Source organism: Shewanella surugensis (genome assembly GCF_023284005.1).
Classification (GTDB): Bacteria; Pseudomonadota; Gammaproteobacteria; order Enterobacterales; family Shewanellaceae; genus Shewanella; species Shewanella surugensis.
This window is the reverse complement of record NZ_JAKIKS010000066.1, coordinates 1-24,515: the sequence shown is the minus strand read 5'-3', so window position 1 is coordinate 24,515 and position 24,515 is coordinate 1. Positions and strand designations below refer to the sequence as shown.

Below are 24,515 nucleotides of genomic sequence, written 5' to 3'. Positions count from 1 at the left end.
CAGAGAATGGCATATCGAGGAGGAGTGCTGTGCTTAACTGTAATGGCATTGAAGACATACATCTTCAATGGTTACCAGTATAAATAGCAAAAAGGCGCCATAAGGCGCCTTTTTAAATATTCAATGCAAAAGTAATAACTACTTTTTGCCAAGTGCACCAAAGCGCTTGTTGAACTTATCGATACGTCCACCAGTATCCATAACTTTTTGTGTACCAGTGTAGAATGGGTGACAAGCACCACAGACGTCTAAATGTAAATCTTTACCAATAGTAGAGTTTACTTTGATAATGTTACCACAAGTACAAGTTGCAGTGATTTCTGCGTAATCAGGATGAATGCCTGCTTTCATTGGAATTACCTCAATTTAAGGCCATGTCGCTCTTCCAACCCGGAGTCGGACACCACATGCTGTGAATATAATATTTTAAGTCGCAGGATTTTACAGCAGATAGTGTCGAGTTACAAGAAAATTGACACATTCAAATACAGTACCTTATTTCCCACCACCCTAACCCACAATATTCTCGATAACACTTTTTAAGCAAGCGGCCTAACATACTCATTATCAGGCCACTTTCAAGTCAGCCAACTATCGGCTAAGCACAAACCACTATGGATCGTGGCAATGTCAGTCAGTGTTTAGCACCATTAAGACATTGCCTAAGTATTTTTTATACCCAATGCTGTATCTTCAATGAACTTGGGGATATACCCGTGATACTTCAAGATGCAGGATTCAGCTGGAATTAAAAGCCTTGTAGTCAAGGCTCTGAGCAGATGACCTAGTGATTCTAAGTTAATGCTCAATAACGCAGCATAAAAGGCGTTTAAACCAGCCTATTAGGAGCCATTAAAACCAAACACTTCTGTGTTGCATGCTTTTAAAAGGTGCCTACATTCCCGCAATCATGCGCCTTAAATTGATTGGTTTTACTGACTCTGAAAACATGCACCTTGAAGTATCACGGGTGTCGTTTGATTACATAGCAAGAAATGTTTTCTCAGCCAAACTTTCATCCTGATACTTCGCTAAAATAGCGATAGATGGACACATTAAACGTGCACCGGCTTTTAGCCCATGGATACTGCCTTTATTAAACGCTCTGGGGTTAGCGTCAAAAAGCGCCAATGCGCCACCAAAAAGACCCACTTCCCATTGTGCATGATAACGTAAATCAATCTTCCATAGCGTTTCATCCTGAGCAACCAAAATAGGACAGATTTGTTGTTGTGCTGTCGTCGATTCTGTTGCTGTTAAATCTGAATTCTGAGTGTCGACTGAATTAAAAGATTGATTAATCTCATCGGTCTCCTCTATTGCGACCCGATTAGATCCAATCGTTTCTTTCATCTCTTGTGTCATATTTCCATTCTCACTCGAAACGGACGCTAACGTTTCTTCTGGGTGAGCGTCGACATCAATATTATTCATCCCATCTACATTTGCCGTCTCTTGGATCGGTTCCAACAGCACTAATTCTGAAGACGTCGCGAGCTCTTCAGGCACGCCCTCTTTAGTTAAAGGTTGAGGCTGAGTTGGATTAGATTCCATCAATTGTATTTCACTTACATTCGTTTCTTTGATATCTGTTGCTTCAACAGCTAATTCCGTCAAATTTTCATTTTGCAAACCAGATGGTTGTAATACGGATTTATTGATATCAATATTATTCACAGAATCTAAACTGTCTAGCTGACTTATTGACGGCTGTTCAGCCAATTCAGTGATCATGCCCTCTCCATTTGACATCATTCCTCGTGTAGAAATAGTCTGACTATCGATGGCATCGGTATGACTCAACAGTTCAGTGGCATTAAGCTCTTCAGCTCCTGACACTCCCGAAGCCGATGCTGCTGTCATCCCCCCCCCGAATGCTTTATCTAAATTGGAATGAATCGCATTATTCGCCTCAGCGGTGTCCATACCTACATTCTGGCTCTCAACACTGTCAATGGAAAAATGCCCCGCGTTATCATCCAATTCAACTTTCAATGATGATTCTTGCGCCGTCTTGTTATCTAGCGCTATTCGTTTCTTGGGAGTTTTGGATTTATTGGGTTTCTGAAAAATCGAAAAACGTTGTCTATTTTGCCAATCACCATCATGATACTCATGTACAACAAGCTCTGCTTCAGAGCTTAATACTGGAATATCTCCAGCCACATGTATCATAAAAGTATTCAGTTCGTTAACAGATAAACGTTCTTTATTCTCCCCATCTTGAATAAAAAAACGTAAGTCATCAATATCACCTGCCACAACATTAATGCGGAAATCAGCCGCCTCTCCCAACACAAACAAGGTTTGATTGATGCTAACATGTGATACGTCAGCCAGAGCATAACTGCTCATCGCTAACGAACTAGTAATAATCACTTTTTTTATTATATTTACCATTCGATCCTTCTTAGGTGTTTGTCATCGATAAATGTTAATTACAAAACATCAACCTGATATTATTGACCAAATACACATTCAACATACGTTACGACTCAGAAAGCCTATTGATAGCCATCCTGCTAAAGATGTGATCTTTCAGCGCACTTAGCGCTCCACTCACAACAATATTATCTTGATAACCCGTTAACTCAATCATCCATTAAATCAAATATGCTACCTAAATTTAACATATGACACTAGCGCTTTATTCCACAAATAAGATTAACACTAGCCCTAGGTTATCGAGATAGTTACACTTAACGCTTCTGTCTCCATAAAAATTACCTCTACTATGTCTCTGTTTGTTGAAGTCGCGCTTCCAGTCCCACTACGGCAAAACTTTAGTTATCAAGTCCCCTCTTCTCTCACCGTTTCACTCCAAAAAGGTTTAAGGGTGAAGGTTCCTTTTGGACGGCAACAGCTCATTGGACTGATCACCGGAATAACAGAACACTGCGACCTTAAACCACAACAAATCAAATCAGTGATTGAGATCATTGATACCGAACCTTTATTGCCCGACTCGTTATTTAAACTCACTCAGTGGGCGAGTCGATATTATTTTTGTAGCTTAGGGCAAATGCTTTCTCAAGCCATTCCTGTGGCGCTACGCAAAGGGGCGGCTATTGCTGAAAACACGCAAACCTTCTGGCAACTCACATCAGCGGGTCACGCTGCAGAACTGAGTACCTTAAAGCGTGCTGTAGCCCAAAAGAAAATCATGGAGCAGCTGGCTATCGGGGATATCAGTAGCGATGAAGCAAATAACTTATCGCTCAGTAAATCAGCATTAAAAGCCCTTTGTGAAAAGCAATGGATAACACAAAGAACGCAAATAACACATCCCGATCTGACTTGGCGAGATAAGCTTGTTATGGATGAGGAACCTCATCAACTTAATGCTGAGCAAGCCATTGCTGTCGCCACTCTCACTCAACAACAAGCTTATCAATGCACCTTACTCGAAGGCGTGACAGGGTCGGGGAAAACAGAAGTCTATTTAGCGTTATTAGAGACCATTTTATCAGACAAAAAACAAGCGTTAATCTTAGTTCCAGAAATAGGGTTAACCCCACAAACCATTAATCGCTTTAAGCGACGATTTAAAGTACAGGTCGCTGTTATCCACTCTGGCCTCACGGACAATCAACGCTTAACGGCTTGGCGACGAGCTAAATCGGGTGAGGCTGCCATTATTATTGGCACACGATCGGCATTATTTACCCCGATGGCTTACCCCGGTGTGATCATCTTAGATGAAGAACATGATGCCAGTTTTAAACAACAAGAGGGTGTGGGTTATCATGCTCGCGATCTTGCGGTTATGCGTGGCCATCTTGAAAATATTCCCGTTTTATTAGGCACTGCGACCCCCTCTCTAGAAACGCTGCAAAATGCCCTCTCAGGTCGTTATCAACATTTACAATTGACCATACGCGCTGGTAACGCAGAAAAAGTACGACAAGGCATTATCGATATACGTAATCAACCTTTACGCTCTGGCGTATCAGGCAGCCTCATCAACGAAATGCGCATGCACCTTGAAGCGGGTAATCAAGTCATATTATTCTTAAATCGCCGCGGCTTTGCCCCTGCGCTTTTATGCCATGAATGCGGACATTTGCATGAATGTGACCGCTGTGATGCCTTTTTTACTATTCATCAAGGTTTAGGCGAAATTCGCTGTCATCATTGTGGTAATCAATACGCGATCCCCAAGCAATGCCACCAATGTGGGAGTACCCTATTAGCTGCACAAGGTGTCGGCACTGAGCAACTGGCCAGTTTCTTAGCAAAAGAATTTCCAAACTATCCGGTGATCCGTATTGATAGAGATACCACCCGCAGAAAAGGTGAGCTTGAAACCCACCTCAATGCCATTCTCAAAGGTGAGTATAAAATTTTAGTGGGCACACAAATGCTGGCGAAAGGACATCATTTTCCCGATGTCACACTGGTTGGCTTATTAGATGTCGATGGTGCACTTTTCAGTGCCGATTTTAGGGCTCCTGAACGTTTTGGCCAACTTTACACTCAAGTTTCGGGCCGTGCAGGTCGAGCGACAAAACCTGGTACGGTACTATTACAAACCCATCAAAGTGAAAATCCATTGCTGCGAGAATTAATGCACAAAGGTTATGGCGAATTTGCGCGTAACCAACTCATTGAACGAAAACTGGCATTACTCCCTCCTGCTTGGCACATGCTTTTATTACGTGCTGAAGCTCACCAAGCCTTGGATGCCGATACTTTACTCTCACAAATTGCCCATTTATTACCACAAGATGAAAACTGTGAAGTGATTGGCCCCATGCCCGCACCGTTAGATAAAAAAGCGGGTAAATTTAGACGACAACTTATTTTTCAAACAAAAAGTCGCCAACAATTACAACAAGCCTTTGAGCAAGCGTTGCCTCAAATAGAGGCGCTACCACTGGCTAAACGTTGTCGCTGGAGCATCGATAGAGATCCTCAAGATCTCCTCTAACCCCCCTTTTTTTCATTCTCTGACATAAAAATTGCGTTAGAGGATAGTAATTCACCTGCACAAACGGCTAAAATGTGCGGTTATTCTTTCATATTTTTTATTTTAGTAAGTGTCGATTAAACGCCAATGAAATCACATACTCAATCTTTACTCGCAGATGCATTAACTTCCCTTAAAAAACAGGGTGTTATTCCAGAAGATTTTGAAGCCCGCATTCAAGTGGATCGAACCAAAGATAAGAGCCATGGTGATTTTGCAACCAACTTGGCAATGATGCTGACTAAAGTCGCGAAAAAAAATCCACGGGATATCGCTCAACTCATCATCGACAACTTACCTCAGTCGAGCCATGTCGCTAAAGTTGAAATTGCAGGACCTGGCTTCATTAATTTTTTCATTGATGAAAACGCCCTCGCAAACCAATTAATGTTTGCCTTAAATGATCCGCTTCGCGGGATCAGTAAACCCGTATCGCAAACAGTGGTTGTTGATTATTCATCACCCAACCTCGCTAAAGAAATGCATGTTGGCCACTTACGCTCAACCATTATTGGTGACAGTATCGTGCGTGCCCTTGAGTTTTTAGGCCATAACGTCATACGCCAAAATCATGTGGGAGATTGGGGAACACAGTTTGGTATGTTGCTCGCTTATATGGAAGAGTTAAGAGCCGATAAAGGTGAGCAAGCTCAAATGGAGTTAGCGGATCTGGAACATTTCTATCGCGCTGCAAAACTGCGTTTTGATGAATCAGAGACTTTTGCCACGCGTGCCCGTCAATTGGTTGTAGAGCTGCAATCGGGTGATGAGTATTGTAATAAATTATGGCGAGAGTTTAATGATATCTCATTAAGCCATTGCCATGATGTTTATCAGCGATTAGGCGTGAGCTTAACGCGAAATGATGTACAAGGTGAAAGCACTTATAATGCCGATTTAGCCAATGTGGTTGCCGATCTTGATAAGCAAGGTTTACTGTCAGAAAGTCATGGTGCTAAAGTCGTTTTTCAGGATGAATTCAAAACCAAAGAAGGTGAACCTTTACCCGTTATCATTAAAAAAGCGGATGGGGGTTACCTTTATGCCACAAGCGATTTAGCGGCGATGCGTTATCGCAGCAATACGCTACAGGCTGATCGCGCACTCTACTTTGTCGATTTACGGCAGGGATTACATTTTCAACAAGTGTTTAAATTAGCTCGTGATGCCCACTTTGTTCGCCCAGACATGAGCTTAGAGCATATGGGATTTGGCACGATGAACGGTCCTGATGGTCGTCCCTTTAAAACCCGCTCAGGCGGTGTTGTCAAACTCGTGGATTTATTGGACGAAGCCAATGTCAGAGCATTAGCGTTAGTGCGCAGTAAAAACCCTGATATGGATGAAGATGAACTCATCAATATCGCTAAGACTGTCGGTATTGCCTCAGTGAAATATGCTGATTTATCGAAAAACCGGACCAGTGACTATATTTTTAGTTTTGAACAAATGCTAAGTTTTGAAGGTAATACAGCCCCTTATCTACTTTACGCTTATACTCGTATTATGGGTATTTTTAAACGAGCTGAAGACGTTGACTTAAGCCAAGCCAATATAGCGCTTGAACATGAAAGAGAAAAAGCACTCGGAAATAAACTCACTCAATTTGGTGAAGTGATCACCCGCATGGTCGATAAAGGCCAACCTCATGCACTTTGTGCTTATTTGTTTGAATTAGCCGGTGCTTTTTCAAGCTTTTATGAGGCTTGTCCTGTACTTGCTGCCGATACTGAGCAAGAAAAGCTGAGTCGCTTACTCTTAGCACAACTCACGGCTAAAACCTTAAAGCAAGGTTTGAGCTTACTTGGTATTGACACTTTAGAGCGAATGTAACTGTATTATGACGAGTCGTGATTACGCTAACCGTAACCCCCAAAGAAATAAAAAGGGGAAAAAGAAATCTGGGAGTGGACATGGATCACGACGCTTCCCTTTTCTCATTTTATTAATAACAGCGCTAGGATTAGCGGCATTTATTTATTTACTCTGGAGCATTAGCGGCAGCCCTACAGAGGGTGAAACCATTGATACCGTATCCTCTACAAAGGAAGTACAGGCCGTTGTTGCTAAACCCGATCCCGATGCACTCCCTCCGGCTCCACAAGAAAAATGGACTTATCTTGAAGAATTGGAAAATAAACAAGTGGAAGTCGATCTCAGTGCTAAGCGACCTGTAAAACCTAAACGTCCTTATCAAATCCAATGCGCCTCCTTTAGAAAAGAAGAACAGGCTGATTCGATGAAAGCCACCATTGCCTTTCAAGGCTTGGAAGCTATTGTTCGAAAAGTGCAAGGCACCAGTGGTATGTGGTACAAAGTGGTGCTTGGACCTTATGACAGTAAACGTTTGGCCGAAAAACAGCGCCATATTTTACAGCGAGGTGGCTTAAATGGTTGCCAGATCTGGCTTTGGGAAGGCTAATATTTCAAACGGTTAATTAATCAACTTATTGTTAAATATATAACCTATCCAGTTGAAGGCTCAGAATTCAACTGGATGGGTATAACTTCGGTCTTTACATCTAATTGTCGATGGATTTTGATTACTGATTTTTTAGCGGCCATAAACTCGATGCTATTATCCAAGCACCCGCTCTTTGCTGTCCCATAACTTGCTCTAACGTCGGACGTAGATATGTTGTTAAATCAGCTTTACGCCAAAAAAGGTAATGAGGTAAAGACTGCACCATACCCATACCAAATGTTCGCTGTAATAAATTCGATAATTCAAATAGATCCGTTTTAGAGGGTAGCGCAGCCGTAGAGTGGTAAACCCTTAAAAAATCACTAAATACCTTAAATGATCGCAATGAAGTGTGATCAAAGTCTTTTAATACTGACCACAATACAGGCACAGTCCAATGAGAGATGGAGTCCTTATTTGAAATCACATCTAGATTTCGCCGGTGATATTGCTGCCACGCTAAGGTTAAATCCTGCTTTTCATGAGCCACCCTCCAGACTACATAGCAATCTGCAATCCACTCATGTTCAAAAGGCGTAAGTGCACGTCCAAAGATATCGTCAGCTAACGCCTGCGCTTCCAAATGGCCTATTTCGTGCCAAAGGCCCAATTCTGCTTGGTCGCTTAATGCAAATTCAAACTTTTCATTGTCTAGATATAATGCTTGAGATTGAGGTGAATATTCGGATGCTATCAACACCATACCCGATAAATCAGGATCATTGAAGGGGATCACCATCGCATGGCGTTGAGCCATAGTGTTCATTAAATGATTGGGATCAGTGGGTAACTGCAAACGAACATCGGATGGGATGAGAGCGATGCACACTTCTAATTGATAAACGGGGCAAACCAGCACTTGTTTTGAGACAACATCAACCCAAAACAAGCCTGATATGAAAGCCAGTCCACTTAAGGTCAAAGATTTCCCATAATACTTTCAATGATCGAAGTGGTCGATACGCCCTCTTCAAAACCTAAGACTTCGACTTGACCACCCGCAGCAATGACCTCTTTACCTCCCGCAATCTCATCCACTTGATAATCGCCCCCTTTGACTAATAAATTAGGCAAAAGCTGACTAATAATCCGTTGAGGCGTATCTTCGCTAAAGGGAACGACCCAATCCACAGAAGCTAATCCTGCCAATACCGTCATTCTTCGATCTTCAGGATTAACCGGGCGCCCCTCTCCTTTAAGGCGTTTAACTGAATCATCACTGTTAACCGCAACGATAAGTCGATTACCCAATGCTTTAGCTTGCTTTAAATAGCTCACGTGACCTGCATGTAAAATATCAAAACAGCCATTAGTCATGACAATCTTCTCACCTCGCGCTTGAGCTTGCTCAATGGCAATAGCCAATTGCGCTTCACTGACGCAACCAAAGCCCGTTTCACCATGGCTTAAAGATAATGCGTCAATTAACTCTATACGCGTCACCGTTGACGTGCCCAACTTACCCACAACAATACCCGCTGCAGTATTGGCTATCGCACACGCTTGATCTAGATCGCTACCTGCTGCCAGTGCTGTTGCCAAGGCTGAAATCACCGTATCACCAGCACCCGTCACGTCATAAACTTCTTTAGCAACCGTTGGAATATGCAACTCACTGCCTTCACGTCTAATTAAGGTCATCCCCTTTTCTGAACGCGTCACTAACATCGCTTGAATATTATATTGAATAAGTAATGCTTGTGCTTTTTCAACCAGCTGGGCTTCAGAGCTAACGTCACCCACAACCGCCTCGAACTCACTCATATTCGGTGTTAATAAAAATGCCCCTTGATAACGAGAATAATCTCGCCCTTTAGGATCAACCAACACCTTCACACTGGCTTTATTCGCTTGCTGAATAAAATATTGAGGTGATATCAAAGCCCCTTTGGCATAATCCGATAAAATCGCCACATCAACATTAGACAACAGCGGCTCTGCACTCGCTAACAAAGCATCACTTTCAGATTTTGAATAGGCCTCTTCAAAATCTAAGCGTAATAATTGCTGGTTGCGAGACATCACTCTCAATTTAGTGATCGTCGGCTTAGTGTCCACACAATGCCAAAGCGGTTCCACGCCCGATACTTGAATACTTTGTGTTAACGCCGCTGCGGGTTCATCTTTTCCAACAATACCCACCAGTTTTACTGAGCCACCTAATGTCGCTACATTAATTGCCACATTAGCTGCCCCACCGGGCCGATCTTCATGCTGTTCTATTTTAACAACGGGTACAGGTGCTTCCGGAGAAATTCGCCCCGTAGGGCCCGTCCAGTAGCGATCCAACATGACATCACCAACAACAAGAACGTTTGCTTTTTCAAATGCGGGCAGAGAAATCTTCATGGTACCAATTCATTCTTTAAAAAATTAATTCCGATTGTACCTAATTTTTAATTGATTTGAGTTAGAATAATACGTAATTTTTTCAATAGTTCGAGTTATCAGTGGTCGAGAAAGCAAAATTTTCATTACATTTATGTCATCCCAAATATTGGCTAATCTGGTTAGGCGTGGGTTTTATGCGGTTAACTCAATGTTTACCTTTATCTATTCAATTAAAATCTGGCGCCCTGCTCGGTCGATTAGCCATGAAGCTTATTCGCGGTCGTGCTTCAACAGCAAAGCGTAATCTTGAGCTCTGTTTTCCAGAAATGACACAGAATGAACAAGAAATATTACTAAAACGTAACTTTGAAGAAACGGGTAAGGCTATTTTTGATACGATAAATGCGTGGTGGTGGTCAGATCAAAAAATCCAACAGCATATGCAAATCAAAGGAAAAGAGCACGTACAAGACACATTAAACAATGGGCAAGGTGTGATTTTATTTGCCGTCCATTGTTTACCACTCGAAATGGGTGCACGGATCTTTGGTCAATTTCAGCCCGGCGTTGGTGTATATCGTCCTCATAACAATGCTGTCATCGAGTATCTGCAAGTCAAAGGGCGACTCAGATCCAATAAAGCCTTGGTGGGCAAAAGAGATCTTAGGCAAATGGTTCGCAGCTTAAGGCACCCTGATGTCATTTGGTATACATCCGATCAAGATTTTGGCCGCTCTAGTGCGACCTTTATTCCTTTTTTTGATGTTAAAGAGGCCGCGACTATTACGGGCGCCACCAGCTTAGCTAAACTTGGCAAAGCCAAAGTCATCCCTTTTTTCGTTGAACGTGATGATGACGATAAAGGTTACACCCTAGAAATACTGCCTCCATTGAGCGATTTTCCCGGTGATAATGAAATTGATGATGCGAAACGAACCAATGAAATAGTCGAGTCATTAATCAGTCGTAACAAAGCCCAATATATGTGGTTACATCGCCGCTTTAAGACTCGTCCAAAGTCTAATGATCCCTCACTATATTAAACACCTATAGATCTCGTTCTAGAAAAATTCAAGGCCATAAAACCATAAAAAAACCCGATAAATATCGGGTCTTTTTTAATCTCAACTGTTTATTCCGATGCCGGTAATCTTATGCCAACTTTATGGGGCGCACCATTTCTGATTTCTGAAATGACCCAATGCAAGGACTCCCACTCAAACTGATCGCCCACGACAGGCTTTTCACCTAATTGCATGCTGACCAATTCACTGATGCTCAAATGTTCAAATTCACTGCTTAACTTAATACCGTACATGGGAGCGAAATCGCTCAGTAATACATTCGCATCGATAAAGAAATCCCCAAAGAAGCGAGGCAGTTCTTTATCCTCAGGAGGTTGACTAAACAGAGTGCCTAACGCATCTAAATCATGTTCATGTGCTAATACACACAGCACATCGCCAGCTTTTAATTGTGTGCTACCCGATGGGTGTAACATGACTCGATCGCGAAATAATGCAGCGATGCGGGTACCTTCTGGCATCTCGAGTCGTCTTAAGGGCTCGCCAATACACCATTTATGCTCACTTAAATGATAAACAAAAAGCTCCCAATCACTCTTGTGGTAGACTTCTAAACCAGAACGTGAGGCTGGAGTCGGTTTTATGGGTAGCTCAACTTTTGCCAGCTTTGCCGCTTTAGCTAATGTAGTACCCTGCACAAGTAGCGACACCAGCACCACGAAGAAAGCCAAATTAAAGTAAAGTTGCGCGCCAGGTAATCCAGCCATCATCGGAAATACCGCAAGAATAATCGGTACAGCCCCGCGTAATCCCACCCAAGAAATAAACCAGCGATCTCGCGTCTTAAAACTTTTAAAGGGAATTAAACTAAACCACACCGAAATCGGTCTCGCGACAAAGATCATCCCAAATGCTAAGCCTAAAGCGGGTAACGCTAAGTCGATTAAATCAGATGGCGTCAATAATAATCCCAGTACTAAGAACATCCCAATTTGGCTCATCCAAGTCATACCATCGAGTATGTTCAAAATGGTATGCTTACCGCGAGTGGCATTATTACCTAAAAACAATCCGACTAAGTAAATAGAAAGGATCCCGCTGCCGCCTAATTTACTTGAGATAGCATAAATCATTAAGCCGCCACTCAAGACTAAAATAGCATAAAGTCCATCGGCAAGATGACTTCGATTAACCAGTTGCCATAATACCCAACCGCCACCAATGCCTAAAATCCCACCTATCCCAAACTGTTTGACGAAGCTGGTCAGCATAAAGCTAAATGACATATCATTATTCGTATTGGCAATAACGGCAATTAAGGTGACCGTTAAAAATACCGCCATAGGATCATTACTACCTGACTCGATTTCTAAGGTGGCTCCAACGCGCTCATTAATGCTTTTACCCTTTAATAATGAGAAAACCACCGCCGCATCCGTTGAACCTACGATGGCCCCAACGAGCATGCCTTGAAGTAAGGTTAAATCAAATAGCCAAGTAGCGAGTAACCCGGTAATAATTGTCGTTAAAGCAACCCCAAAAGTAGCCAGAGACAACGCAGGCCAAAGTGCCACCCTAAAACTACTGACTCGCGTGCGCATCCCACCATCGAGTAAAATAATCGCTAGAGCCAAGTTACTCACTAAATAAGCAACTGAATAATTGTCAAAAACAATGCCGCCAGGGCCATCTTCACCCGCTAAAATACCGACACAGAGAAACACCAATAAAATAGGAAGACCGACACGCGAAGAAACTGAACTCAAAAGCACACTGACCGCTGTTAAAAATGCACCAATCAAAAAAAAGTTATTAATAGATTCAGCGTTCAAACAACCTCCTTAATATTCCATAATATTGAATATTCCACTATCCTTAAGCGCTAAAGATAATCTTAATTTACAAAAAAAACATACACTCTAATTAATTAACAAATGATAAACATATTGAATTACAGACTGACAAATAAAATTAACCTATATTAATTAGCAACATATAAAACATTTAACACTTAAAAATCACTCACCTCTTAAATAGCTAAATATAAACTTATCACAACTAAGGCAATAAAAAAGCACAAAACAAATAATTTTATATTTAATCACTTTGAAACAACTATAAATCAATAACTTATTTTAAAATAAAATAATTTATCATATCTTTTTATTTGATTAAAACGTTAATAAATATATTGGAATCGAATTATTACCTACTTATGACGGCAAAATGCATAGATAATGCTAAAATCATCTTAATCGCTCCACCATCTATAATCTATTTCATCGAAGTAAAATCCGATCGAATACCGATAAATAATCACCTATTCCCAAACATGACTTCAACGATTCATTATCACAAGCTATAAGTATAACTCTAAACCTTAAACATGCTGAGCGATATAACCTCAAGCAATCTAAGAATCTTAATTAAAAATAGTTGAGGGGCACTGGCCATTTTTATTCATGTGGCGTTATACTTACCAATACTCAACCTTTCCGAATTCAACCGATAAGTGTTAGCCTAATTCTAAATGACCCATTCATTTTTCCACAAAAAAAACAATAACACTGCAACTCTTTCCACTAGCCCATTACAGGCTTACCAAGCATTACTCGATTCCCGCGACCTTATTGAAGACCCAAAACAAATGGAAGCCGTCACGGCGCTGAATGGACTTTACCAAGGTATTGTTAACAATGAAAACCATCATACAGCAGAGAATATTCCTAAAGGGCTGTATTTATGGGGAGATGTTGGACGAGGGAAAACATTTCTCATGGATATGTTTTATAAAAGCCTACTTCATACCCCCAAAATAAGATTACACTTTCATCGATTTATGGCTCGAATCCATAAAGAATTAGCCCTTGAATCCGGTAAACGAGATCCACTAAAGCGCATTGCCAAGCGCATTAGAAAAGAAGCCGATGTGCTTTGCTTTGATGAGTTTTTTGTCTCCGATATTGGGGATGCGATGATATTAGCAGGCTTGTTTGAAGCTTTATTTCAACAGGGGTTGATCTTAATAGCGACATCGAACATCCCGATTAAATCACTTTATGACAATGGATTACAGCGACAAAGATTTATGCCCACCATCCAATTACTCTTAGCCCACACCAAGCAAATTCACCTTAATGGAGAACATGATCATAGATTGAGAAATTTACAATATCATCAAACCTATTTTCTCCCCCATGAAATCGATTTTGGATCGTTATTTAACAAACTCAATCAGGATACCACTCAAACGCCATCTCAAAAAGTCTTATTTATTTCACAAGGATTACTGATCCATGGACGACTCATTGACACCATCAAATACTCAGCATCTTCCCTATGGCTCAGTTTTGACTCTCTGTGCGACGGCCCAAGATCTCAACTCGATTATATCGAAATTGCGAGCCAATTTACCCATGTTTTACTCAGTAATATTCCAGTATTAGGTGGAGAGCCGCGTAGTTGGATCCGAGCGAGGGGTACAGAAGACGGTCACCTCGCCACTGAAACCGGTGAGAGACAATTATCCTATTCAGTAAATGACGATCCTGCTAGGCGATTTATAAGCCTTATTGACGAACTCTACGATCAAGGGGTTCACCTTTATCTTAGTGCTGAAGTACCACTGGAACAGTTATACACTCAAGGGGCGCTCAGCTTTGAATTTAAGAGAACATTAAGTCGGTTAAAAGAAATGCAGTCAAAGGAATACTTAACTTAAATTTGAGTACTGGAACTTAAATCTCAAACACACAGTCACGTTTGCCGTTGATCTCGATGCTGTTAAATTTAACCGTCACACCGCTGAAAAATAATCAACGTCTTGATCAAAATGCTCTAAATTAGGAAATAAAGTAACAAGATCAGTTTCACTCACACCATACCAAGCAGCCAAAGAGGCAAACATTTGCTCACTTGCCGTCGTTGGGATCATTCTTCCGCCATTTAATGCATATTCATTCGTCGCCGTTTGTGGCGGTAAGATACCATACAAGTCCCCCCGAACACTGCCCCCCATAATGAACTGATGTCCGCCCCAACCATGATCTGTTCCGTCACCATTAGAGGTTAGAGTACGACCAAAATCAGACATGGTAAAGCTCGTGACTTCATTTTCAACACCAATAGCTAGATGAGTCTGATAAAAATATAACAAGGCATCATTGAGTAATGTTAATAACTTAGGATGATTAGTCGCTTGGTTATTATGGCTATCCCAGCCACCTAGACCCACAAAAAACACTTGCCTTGAAAGCCCTTGCAGCTTTCCTAATCGAATCAAATCTGTGACTCGTGCTAGCTGTAAAGCTAATGTATTATTGCTCGGAACGTCAATATCTAAAGGCGATAATAAGGACAAGCTATTCGTCAATAGTTGCGCATTATCTTCTGCATTTTTTACAACCTCATTATAGGATTGAGCCAATAGGTGTGAAAATGACGTATGATAAATGTGTTGTTCCAGAATAGGCTTCCTAATGGCTGCATAAGCATGATGTTTATAAATATTCATGGTTTCAACAGTCTCAGCATCCACATGGTACGCTGCCGTATTCATGCCGACTTGCCAATTATTGTGGCCCGTCACACTCACATTTTGTATAAAAGGCGCGTTCGAATTGGATTGTAATACATCTATGGCCCGGCCCGCCCATCCAGTCTGCCCCGTATCTTTTTGATTTAATTCAGCCCCTCTTTGCCAAGTCAATTGCTGACTGTTATGAGCATACAAGTCTGCGGGCAATACCACCGCTTTATTAATAATATCGGTTTTACTTGTCGGCCTTATCAAGGTACCCACATTGGCTTGGATCGCAAGATTGCCTTGATCGAAGAGTGTTTTCATTCCCAATAATTCAGGTACTAATCCAATCCCTCCGTCGACTTGCTGAGATCCAGGGGAAATTTCGAATGCTTGCGATCGAGCTAGGTTTTGTCGTGTCATTTGATAATCAGTCAGCGCTTCCCCCTCCATTGGACGTAACATGTTATATGAATCATTGCCGCCAAAAAGAAATACACATACCAGCGCCTTATAATCAGACTCTGAATTTGACTGTGCAAGTACCGCATTCATCAATGACATTTGCATTGAACTCAATGCCGCAACGCCCATGCCCCCATAGAGAATATGTTTTAAAAAAGCACGACGTTCATCTAATGGATGATTCATAATGGCACCTCATTATCGTTGTACAACAAACTCTGGCGATAACATGATCACTAAAACAAGATTAGCCATCATGCTATAGGGCTTATAAGTATTGCGGTTTTCATCATAGCTGCGAATATCTGTTATCAATTGCTTTAATGTCGCTTTAAAACCCACGCTCATATCGCCCGCTATGAATAATAAATTCAATCGCTCAACCACTAAATCATCGCCGTTTTCAGACTCATATAAAGTGACTAAAGAGGTAAATTGGTTATAGAGCCAAAAAGATTTCACATTCTCTACTGGTACTAATTCAGCCGCACCGTATCGAATAGGAGAAAACAAATAATTATAAAATTCAATAAATTGAGATTCGTGACTTATTTGCAGTTCAGGTGATACCAAACCATGGGATGCTAAAGCGGCATTTGCGAAGTCTGGGGAGTAAAAATTAAATACCGAAGGCGCATTTAAGGGTTCTTGCCCTGCACTTCTCCCTATATTATAAATTAAAAATTTGTCATGTAACTGCAAAGCTTCTAGTGCTCGCCACATATGTGTCATACGCAATAATGGTTCTTTAATTTTCCCAAAAGAATTAGGGAAGTTTACATGACCATCACGGGCCTCACTATCCAATAAAATGGCTTTAGCAACAGCCCCTAAGTCACCTGTAATATTGTGGCCATTATTATTAAAAACTTGCGCAACACGACTAATGTACTCGGGGCTGGGATTAGAGGTGGTTAACCTTTTAATTAACTGCTCACTAATAAAAGGCGCCATATTGGGATGAGCCATTAGGTTATCAAGCGCCCCCAGTAAATCAGCCTCAGCACTTTGCATTGCAGGTAACACTGCCCCTAATAATAGCGGTTTAGCCGTTTGGTCATGATAATCATCCCACGCTCGCATGGGGGTGACATAGTCATTACTGGAATTACAAAATCTATCATTCGTCGGCGCAGCAAAACACCATCCGGTAAAAACCTTGGCAAAACTTTCAATGTCAGTTTGCGTATAAGCCGGAATAAATTGATTAAGTTCATCATGTTTTTTACTGCCATCCATGTTGAGTTCATGTAGGCCAATAGTGAATAGCTGCAATAACTCTCGGGCATAGTTTTCATCAGGACGAATACTGCCTGAAGCTTTGGCATTACCAAGATGGGTTAGATACTTTCCCATAACAGGGCTTAAGGTCACAGCATGTAATAAATCGTTGTAATTGCCTAACGCATGCTGGACTAACAGATCATAATAATGAATCAAGCCTGCTTGCCGTTCATATAGTTTAGCGGCATTCTGAGAAACGACTAAAATCTGGCTTAGAGCAAAAGCCATTCTTTGCCTTAATTGATCTTCCCCCCATAATGCTGTTTTCCACCAAGCACTGAGTCGAACGGCACTGCTGTGTGTGTAATCTTGAGTGATTAAGGGAGCATGATATGTCGCAGGCAAAGTCAATTGATGATCAATCCAAGTTTCTATCCCTAAGACTTGCACCGCTGCTATTGATTCAAGGCTGGGGCCAAATGCTGCCTGTTGTAATAAACGGGCCGCCTCTTCATCGGAGACCGCAGGCAACGCCTGAATGGGCGTTATGGTTAAAAAAGGTGAAACACTTGGGCTGTCATCAGAGTCATCCAAAGCAGAAGCATAGGAAGAATAAAGACAGCCGATGAATATCAGCAGGATTAAGAGATTATTTTGGTGAAAAACAATGTGAAAAATCATGCGAAATACGGCACACATAACCACAAGTCCTTTTGTAATCACTAACGACTATTTTGTTGTCACTAACCTCTAAGTAAAGCAGTCAAATGACACATTATCCAGTCAATGATCGGCTTTTTATTATCGAAAAAATTCATAGCCATCTTAACAATGTCAATTATTCAATCTCTTTCTTCGACAATCGCTTTAACTCTTCATCATAATCATGAAAACCAATATGCTGCTGCAGTGCTTGAAAACTGAGGTTTGTATCAGGTTTCTCGCCCAATTTTAACTTTAATAACGTCTGTTGCATGGCTTCTACTGAGGCGACGAGTAAACTCAATGGATAGGCCGCTAATTTAAAGCCCATACTTTCTAACTGTGCGGGAGGCAACACCGGCGTCACCCCTTGCTCAATCATATTCGCCATTTTCGCAGCAGATATTTCGCGGCAGATTATGTCCATTTCATCAACAGAATGTGGCGCTTCACTAAAAATCACATCGGCCCCTAAATCTTGGAATGCTTTTCCTCGAATAATGGCTTCATCGAGCCCTAATGTTGCCCGCGCATCCGTTCGGGCAATAATCACAATGTCACCTCCAATTTTTCTGGCCTTTTCTCGTGCATCCACGGCTGCTGTGATTCGCTCAATAGCCTCTAGACGACTGACCACTTGCTTACTTTTGGTGTGTCCACACCGTTTAGGGCTTTGTTGATCTTCAAGCATAATGCCTGCAAACCCCGCATGAATATACCCATGTAACGTACGCTGCACATTCATCACATTACCATAGCCCGTATCGGCATCACCAAACACTGGGATAGTGACGGCCTGACAGATATTATGGCCTTGCTCTAACATCTCATGATAACTAATCAAGCCAGTATCGGGCATCGCTAGGCGACTCGCCGACACACCAAACCCACTCATTAAAGTCAAAGAAAAATCCGCCTGCTCAATCAATTTGGCACTCAAGGCATCGAAAGCGCAAGGCATCAACAACAACTAAGTGCCATCCAATTGCCGCCTTAGTTCTGTCACCAACTTTATTTGACGTGACATAGTCATCCCCTTTTATTTATCCATTCATATAAAGTAGTCGATGATAAATGAATTAACCTCCTATCGACTTGGTCAATTGTCTATGTCCATAGTTAGAGCAGAATTAGAGTAAGCAAGCAATCGAGATCCTTGCTACAATAGCGACCACTACTGCTTAGCTTTCGATAACCTTCAATTGAAAGGCTATCACCCCTGCTAGGCTGCCATATTTTCGTTTCTGCTCATGCTAAATGCAGTGACAAATGATTTAGGATACCGATCTTGAGTAATATCGATACAAAAGCCACTTCTCAACCAGCCTTTAGCACCATAGCCTTAAAACCTGCTTTACTCGAAAACTTAGCCACTATGGGCTATGAGTCCATGACCCCCATTCAAGCCATGAGTTTACCCGCCATTTTAAATGGAGAAGACGTGATTGGGCAGGGTAAAACGGGCTCAGGGAAAACAGCGGCTTTTGGATTAGGCCTACTCAATAAATTAGAAGTCAAACGCTTTTGCATTCAGTCTGTCGTACTCTGCCCGACCCGAGAATTAGCGGATCAAGTGGCGAAAGAAATTCGTACGTTAGCCCGCGGCATCCATAATATTAAAGTCTTAACCCTTTGTGGCGGTGTCCCCATGGGGCCGCAAATAGGCTCTCTTGAACACGGTGCACATATTATTGTTGGCACACCGGGCCGCATCATCGATCACTTAGAGCGTGGGCGTTTAGCCCTTGAAAATGTGACAACCTTAATATTAGATGAAGCAGATCGCATGCTAGAAATGGGGTTTCAACCGTCACTCGATGCCATCATGGAACACATACCAAGAGAACGTCAAACCTTGCTATTTAGTGCCACCTTCCCCAAACAAATACAAACGATTGCCGAACAAATCATGTTCAAGCCGGTCATTTGTAAAGTCGAGTCTCATCATGATTCAGGCACGATAAAACAACATTTTTATGAAATCAGTACTTATAATGCCCGTTTAAAAGCGGCTAAATTATTGCTGCTTGAACATAAGCCAGACAGTGCTGTTATTTTTTGTAACACCAAACGTGATGCTAAAGATGTCGCTGCCAACCTCATTAATGATGGTTTTAGTGTGGTGGCTTTACATGGCGATTTAGAACAACGAGACCGAGATCAAGCCTTATTACGATTTGCCAATAAAAGTGTTTCTGTCATGGTGGCCACTGATGTCGCAGCCCGCGGTCTCGATATCGAAGCCCTTGATGCCGTCATCAATTATCATCTAGCCTATGATACCGAAGTCCATATTCACCGCATTGGTCGTACTGGACGCGCGGGAAGTCAAGGGGCTGCCTATAGCTTTTATGATAGTGAAGATGGCTATAAAGTCGCACTGTTAGAAGATTATCTTGGTAGAGATATCGTTAATGAAGCGCTACCAAACGATAATTTATTGGATACATTCCCCGCTCAGCCTATCATGACAACCTTACAAATTGATGGCGGTAAGAAGCAAAAATTACGTCCAGGCGATATTTTAGGGGCATTAACGGGTGAAAATGGTATTGAAGGTAGCGAAGTCGGAAAAATTAAAATTACCGATTATCGCGCTTATGTCGCGGTAAACCGTAAGGTGGTGCAAAAAGCCTTAGATAAAATCGTTAACGGTAAACTCAAAGGCCGCACTTATCGCGCATGGGAAATGCGTTAACACTCAAACATCTCTTTAATAAGCAGAGCGATAATTCATCCATTATCACTCTGCTATACGCCTATCTTCCCACTTTATCTTTGTGCTTTGTGCTTTCTCAATATACAAAAATATCAACCACGATTGTCATCACGACGTGAGCGATTAGCAGCTGATGGCGCTGATGAATGAGTATTCACATGTCTAGGGTTCTTACTCTTGGGCTTATGTCCACGTGCAACGTCACCACTACGTTGACCGTCTTTATACTCTCCTTTAACACCTTGCTTACTGGTATTGTCTCGACGAGGACTATTGCTGGCTTGATTACCAGAATGGCTGTGAGAACGTGACTGACCCGCTTTACTGTGGCTTCGTCTACTTTGTTCAGCTTGCTTCAATTGCGTTTCAGGTAGCGTATGAGTCGGTACATAGCCGTCTATTTCTTTACGCGGCAAATGCTGCTGAATAAGACGCTCAATATCTTGTAACTGTTTGATTTCTTCACTGCTCACTAAAGAAACAGCTTGACCATTCGCTCCCGCTCGGCCTGTACGGCCAATACGATGAACATAATCCTCAGGTACATTCGGTAAATCGAAATTCACCACTTGAGGTAATTGATCAATATCCAGTCCTCTCGCGGCAATATCTGTTGCAACCAGTACCCGAACCTCACCACTTTTAAAGTCTGCTAATGCTTTTGTCCGCGCATTTTGACTTTTATTACCATGAATAGCCGCTGCCGTGATCCCTTTTGCTTCAAGGTTTTTCGCTAACCGATTAGCACCATGTTTGGTACGGCTAAAAACAAGCACTTGTTGCCAATCATCGTCTTTAATTAATTTCACTAATACCGTTGATTTTTGGCCTTTATCAACGGGACAAATCCATTGCTTAACGGTATTGGCTGTCGCATTACGGGGTGTCACTGAGATCTCAACGGGATTATTCACTAAGCCTTTAGCCAAGCGTCTAATTTCATCGCTAAATGTAGCTGAAAACATTAAATTTTGACGTTGTTTAGGTAATACAGCAAGCACCTTTTTAATATCATGAATAAAGCCCATATCTAACATACGATCGGCTTCATCTAAAACAAGAACCTCTAATTGATTAAAGTTCATTGCTTTCTGATTATAAAGATCCAGTAAACGCCCAGGTGTTGCCACTAAAATATCAACCCCTCGTGATAATTTACTGATCTGTGGCGTAATACCGACACCACCAAAAACGATGGCACTGCGTAATGGCAAGTATTTACCGTAAGTTTCAACACTTTCACCAACTTGCGCTGCCAACTCCCGAGTCGGCGTTAACACTAAGGCCCGCACTTGCTTTGCTCCCGCACGGTTCCCTTTACTGAGCATCTCTAATAATGGCAGCGTAAAGCCTGCCGTTTTTCCTGTGCCAGTTTGGGCCGCAGCCATGACATCTTTGCCTTCAAGTACTGCTGGGATAGCTTGCGCTTGAATGGCTGAAGGGGTTTCATAGCCTTTTTCGGTTACCGCTTTTAAAATAGAAGCGGATAAACCTAGGGAGGTAAAGCTCATAGATTGGTCTCTTTTCGGCTGTTAATGACGATCACTCTCGCGTATAGCAGCGATGTTCAAGGGGCCTGCTGATGCTGGCGACCGTGCAGCTTACAGCATCCACCCAAAAAGCGCTAATCATTACGGTTTTCCTTACCCTGCAGTGCTCAACGATAACCGCGAAACACATGAATGAAAAACAAAATTTGTCACCGCATAAATTCAATATAGTTTATTGTTATATAATAATAAAATAATTATCTCGTCTTATCTTCCATTTTACCCTTAAAGCCAATTTAATATTGTTTGATTTTTATCCATCAAAAAGATGTTGTTTAGTGTCTGTACGTGGTAACCTCGCGCACCTGAAATGATGGTGGTCGCAATATGCTGGCTATAATTAAGTCACTTAAGTTCATCATGTTGAGGTCAAAGGTCTTGGCAAGACTTACCCACATTCACTTGGTATAAGCTAATGAAGCAAGCCATCACAGGCTATCATCAAGATAATGAAAAGCACTGGGTAGCTGAACTCGAATGTGGACATTTTCAACATGTCAGGCACAACCCACCTTGGGTCAGTCGACCTTGGGTGATATCACCTCAAGGGCGGAGGCAAATGCTAGGGTATCAATTAAATTGTAAGAAATGCGATATCAATGGCGCTAAGGATATATAATACTCGATACTGAATATAAAGTTTCCAATGAAGCTATCGGTAAGGTAATGAGATCAAAAAGAATTTAAGAAAATGAAATATCAGTATTTTATTTACTAAGATTGAAAAACATTTAGCGTTCTGTGGCTTTGACTGAATCTCTAAATTACTTTTTTATCGACATATTTTGAGGGCCTGTTGAGCTTTCGTGATGATTTCTGCAGCAGCTTGTGGGTTCTTTATACAAGGCAGAGCTTGTGTGGTGTAGTTATTCTACATAAACAAGCAATAACGCAGTAAAAAGGAGTCACAAACGCTGTCCGCAGGATCCAGTTAAATGTGTTTTACTCTGTGTTATAGAAGATGTGCTTAAAAGATTAGGCAACACCTTCTAAGCCGTGATTAAAACACATTTATTTCGGGCATAATTTAACCACGAAAGATCAACAGGTCCTAGTGAAGTAATCAGTTTATTTGTAGGAAAGATGTAACATGACACAAACCAAAAAATTCGATTTTCGCCTAATCCAAGAAAATGACACTTGGACCGCGCAGATCACCAGACGCATGACCGCCAGAAAGACGGTCGTTTCTAAAAAGAAGCAAGGCTTTGAGAGTGAAGCTGAAGCGCAAACGTGGGCTGAAACGCAATTAAAAGCCTATTTAGAAAACTTAGTTAAACGTAATGATCGTCGCGCTAAGCAACGTGAAGAGCGTACTGTCGCTAATACCGAAAAAGAATTAGCCGCTGAGGCATGGCGTGAAGCGAAAGATGCCAGTGAAGAAGGCAGCGATTTTGATCCAATGAATAGCGACTTTAATGAAGAGAATAACGATTACGGCTCTGATTCAGAGAAATAATCAGCACTCGCTATAGGTATAGCTTCGACGAGACTCGAAGGCAATGCTCAATCAACCCAAATGAATGAAGCCCTTTTCATCATTTGGGTTTTTTCTTCCATAAAGCCCTTTTCTTCAAAAAAGACACATGAAAGAAGCACACAGCTTTAATGCAAAACAGGCTTAGATGTTGACCTCTTGCTTTAAAAATTCAATCAATGAGCTGACACGCTTCGATAACTCCCTATTTCTGTAATAAACGATATTGATAGGTTGCTCGACTTTGACAGTGCTAGCAGCAAACAATTGCACCAATTTCCCAGCCTGCAAGTCTTGGCGTGTCATAAAATCTGATAAACACGCAATACCCGCTCCACATAAAGCCAGTTGTCTTAATGTTTCACCACTATCGGATTTTATATTCGCTTGAATATGGAATAAATGATTAGCGGCATAATAAATAGGTCAGTCATTTAACTTCTCTAAAGAACTAAAGCCCAATAATTGGTGACTCGCTAAATCTTCAACCTTCTCTGGCGTACCGTATTTTTTTAAGTAATCAGGGCTAGCCAAGATACGAATTTGACTTAAGCCTAACGGTGTCGCAGTTAACGTCGAGTCTTTTAGCTCACCGATCCGCACTGCCACATCGGTGCGTTGCTCTAATAAATCAATTAAATTTTCATTATTGACTAACTCAATTTCAACCTGTGGGTAAGCTTTACTGTATTTGTCGATGATCGGGGCAATAACATGCAGTATAAAAGGGCTTGCTGCATCAATACGCAGTTTCCCCGAGGAGATCCCCTTTCGTTGTACTAGTATCTCTTCAGCGGCTTCAAGATCATATAAAATATCACGCACTCTCGATAAATATTTTTCACCTTCTAACGTAAGTTCCAAACGCCGTGTATTACGCCGAAATAGCGCTGTATCAAGTTTCTTTTCTAATCTTGATGGTGTTTATTTAGCCATGCATAAAGCGCATCAAATTTTGAGTTATTGTCAAATGTGGTGTATCAATGAATCGTGATGTTCTGTTTGATCTTGAGTGATCCGCTCACCATCTTTAAATTGAATACCTGATATGACATCAGCAAGCAGCT

Annotated in this window: 17 protein-coding genes and 1 pseudogene; 8 read left to right on the top strand and 10 right to left on the bottom strand. The window is 41.6% G+C overall.

Annotated features, from left to right (window positions below; all coding sequences use genetic code 11):
• Positions 1–138: 138 nt before the first annotated feature.
• Together rpmE and L2764_RS15935 are read right to left on the bottom strand one after the other, a co-directional pair.
• Positions 139–351 carry a 50S ribosomal protein L31 gene (gene rpmE, locus L2764_RS15940; protein WP_248941256.1) on the bottom strand — a complete coding sequence of 71 codons (213 nt, stop codon included), beginning with the start codon at positions 349–351 and terminating at the stop codon, positions 139–141.
• 630 nt (positions 352–981) lie between these two features.
• Complete coding sequence (locus L2764_RS15935; RefSeq protein WP_248941255.1) at positions 982–2,400, bottom strand: LysM peptidoglycan-binding domain-containing protein; 1,419 nt, start codon at positions 2,398–2,400, stop codon at positions 982–984.
• Positions 2,401–2,734: 334 nt separating this feature from the next.
• Here L2764_RS15935 and priA point away from each other — a divergent pair, with 334 nt between their 5' ends.
• The 3 genes from priA (at position 2,735) to L2764_RS15920 (ending at position 7,391) form a co-directional block, all read left to right on the top strand.
• Entirely contained in the window at positions 2,735–4,930 is a 2,196-nt protein-coding gene (gene priA, locus L2764_RS15930) for a primosomal protein N' (RefSeq protein WP_248941254.1), read from the top strand.
• A gap of 126 nt (positions 4,931–5,056) precedes the next feature.
• A complete protein-coding gene (gene argS / locus L2764_RS15925) occupies positions 5,057–6,802 on the top strand; it encodes an arginine--tRNA ligase (RefSeq protein ID WP_248941253.1) in 1,746 nt (581 codons plus the stop codon).
• A gap of 7 nt (positions 6,803–6,809) precedes the next feature.
• Positions 6,810–7,391, top strand: a complete 582-nt coding sequence (locus tag L2764_RS15920) for an SPOR domain-containing protein (protein WP_248941252.1) — start codon at positions 6,810–6,812, stop codon at positions 7,389–7,391.
• 121 nt (positions 7,392–7,512) lie between these two features.
• Here L2764_RS15920 and L2764_RS15915 read toward each other — a convergent pair whose 3' ends face one another.
• Together L2764_RS15915 and hldE are read right to left on the bottom strand one after the other, a co-directional pair.
• Entirely contained in the window at positions 7,513–8,355 is an 843-nt protein-coding gene (locus L2764_RS15915) for a hypothetical protein (RefSeq protein WP_248941251.1), read from the bottom strand.
• Positions 8,352–9,782 carry a bifunctional D-glycero-beta-D-manno-heptose-7-phosphate kinase/D-glycero-beta-D-manno-heptose 1-phosphate adenylyltransferase HldE gene (hldE, locus tag L2764_RS15910; RefSeq protein WP_248941250.1) on the bottom strand — a complete coding sequence of 477 codons (1,431 nt, stop codon included), beginning with the start codon at positions 9,780–9,782 and terminating at the stop codon, positions 8,352–8,354. The genes L2764_RS15915 and hldE overlap by 4 nt, the downstream gene beginning before the upstream one ends.
• Before the next feature lie 101 nt (positions 9,783–9,883).
• On the opposite strand from hldE, the gene lpxL reads away from it, so the two are divergent.
• Complete coding sequence (gene lpxL, locus L2764_RS15905) at positions 9,884–10,807, top strand: LpxL/LpxP family Kdo(2)-lipid IV(A) lauroyl/palmitoleoyl acyltransferase (RefSeq protein WP_248941249.1); 924 nt, start codon at positions 9,884–9,886, stop codon at positions 10,805–10,807.
• A gap of 89 nt (positions 10,808–10,896) precedes the next feature.
• Here lpxL and L2764_RS15900 read toward each other — a convergent pair whose 3' ends face one another.
• Positions 10,897–12,621, bottom strand: a complete 1,725-nt coding sequence (locus L2764_RS15900; protein ID WP_248941248.1) for a potassium/proton antiporter — start codon at positions 12,619–12,621, stop codon at positions 10,897–10,899.
• Between the two features lie 698 nt (positions 12,622–13,319).
• Here L2764_RS15900 and zapE point away from each other — a divergent pair.
• Entirely contained in the window at positions 13,320–14,510 is a 1,191-nt protein-coding gene (zapE, locus tag L2764_RS15895; RefSeq protein WP_248941247.1) for a cell division protein ZapE, read from the top strand.
• A 75-nt stretch (positions 14,511–14,585) separates the two neighbouring features.
• Here the strand turns inward: zapE and L2764_RS15890 are convergent, their stop codons facing one another.
• From L2764_RS15890 to L2764_RS15880, 3 genes are all read right to left on the bottom strand, one after another.
• Entirely contained in the window at positions 14,586–15,962 is a 1,377-nt protein-coding gene (locus L2764_RS15890; RefSeq protein WP_248941246.1) for a DUF1501 domain-containing protein, read from the bottom strand.
• 12 nt (positions 15,963–15,974) lie between these two features.
• A complete protein-coding gene (locus L2764_RS15885; RefSeq protein ID WP_248941245.1) occupies positions 15,975–17,699 on the bottom strand; it encodes a DUF1800 domain-containing protein in 1,725 nt (574 codons plus the stop codon).
• Positions 17,700–17,838: 139 nt separating this feature from the next.
• Positions 17,839–18,663, bottom strand: coding sequence for an isocitrate lyase/PEP mutase family protein (locus L2764_RS15880; RefSeq protein WP_248941244.1), 825 nt, complete (start codon positions 18,661–18,663; stop codon positions 17,839–17,841).
• Positions 18,664–18,990: 327 nt separating this feature from the next.
• On the opposite strand from L2764_RS15880, the gene dbpA reads away from it, so the two are divergent.
• On the top strand, positions 18,991–20,400 hold the full coding sequence (gene dbpA, locus L2764_RS15875; protein ID WP_248941243.1) for an ATP-dependent RNA helicase DbpA: 1,410 nt from the start codon (positions 18,991–18,993) through the stop codon (positions 20,398–20,400).
• Positions 20,401–20,513: 113 nt separating this feature from the next.
• On the opposite strand, the gene L2764_RS15870 is transcribed toward dbpA, so the two are convergent.
• A complete protein-coding gene (locus L2764_RS15870) occupies positions 20,514–21,932 on the bottom strand; it encodes a DEAD/DEAH box helicase (protein WP_248941242.1) in 1,419 nt (472 codons plus the stop codon).
• 454 nt (positions 21,933–22,386) lie between these two features.
• Here L2764_RS15870 and L2764_RS15865 point away from each other — a divergent pair, with 454 nt between their 5' ends.
• Together L2764_RS15865 and L2764_RS15860 are read left to right on the top strand one after the other, a co-directional pair.
• Positions 22,387–22,590, top strand: coding sequence for a DUF3565 domain-containing protein (locus L2764_RS15865; protein WP_248941241.1), 204 nt, complete (start codon positions 22,387–22,389; stop codon positions 22,588–22,590).
• 471 nt (positions 22,591–23,061) lie between these two features.
• On the top strand, positions 23,062–23,430 hold the full coding sequence (locus L2764_RS15860) for a DUF3622 domain-containing protein (RefSeq protein ID WP_248941240.1): 369 nt from the start codon (positions 23,062–23,064) through the stop codon (positions 23,428–23,430).
• A 162-nt stretch (positions 23,431–23,592) separates the two neighbouring features.
• Here the strand turns inward: L2764_RS15860 and L2764_RS15855 are convergent.
• A pseudogene (locus L2764_RS15855) lies at positions 23,593–24,273 on the bottom strand (LysR substrate-binding domain-containing protein).
• Positions 24,274–24,515 lie beyond the last annotated feature (242 nt).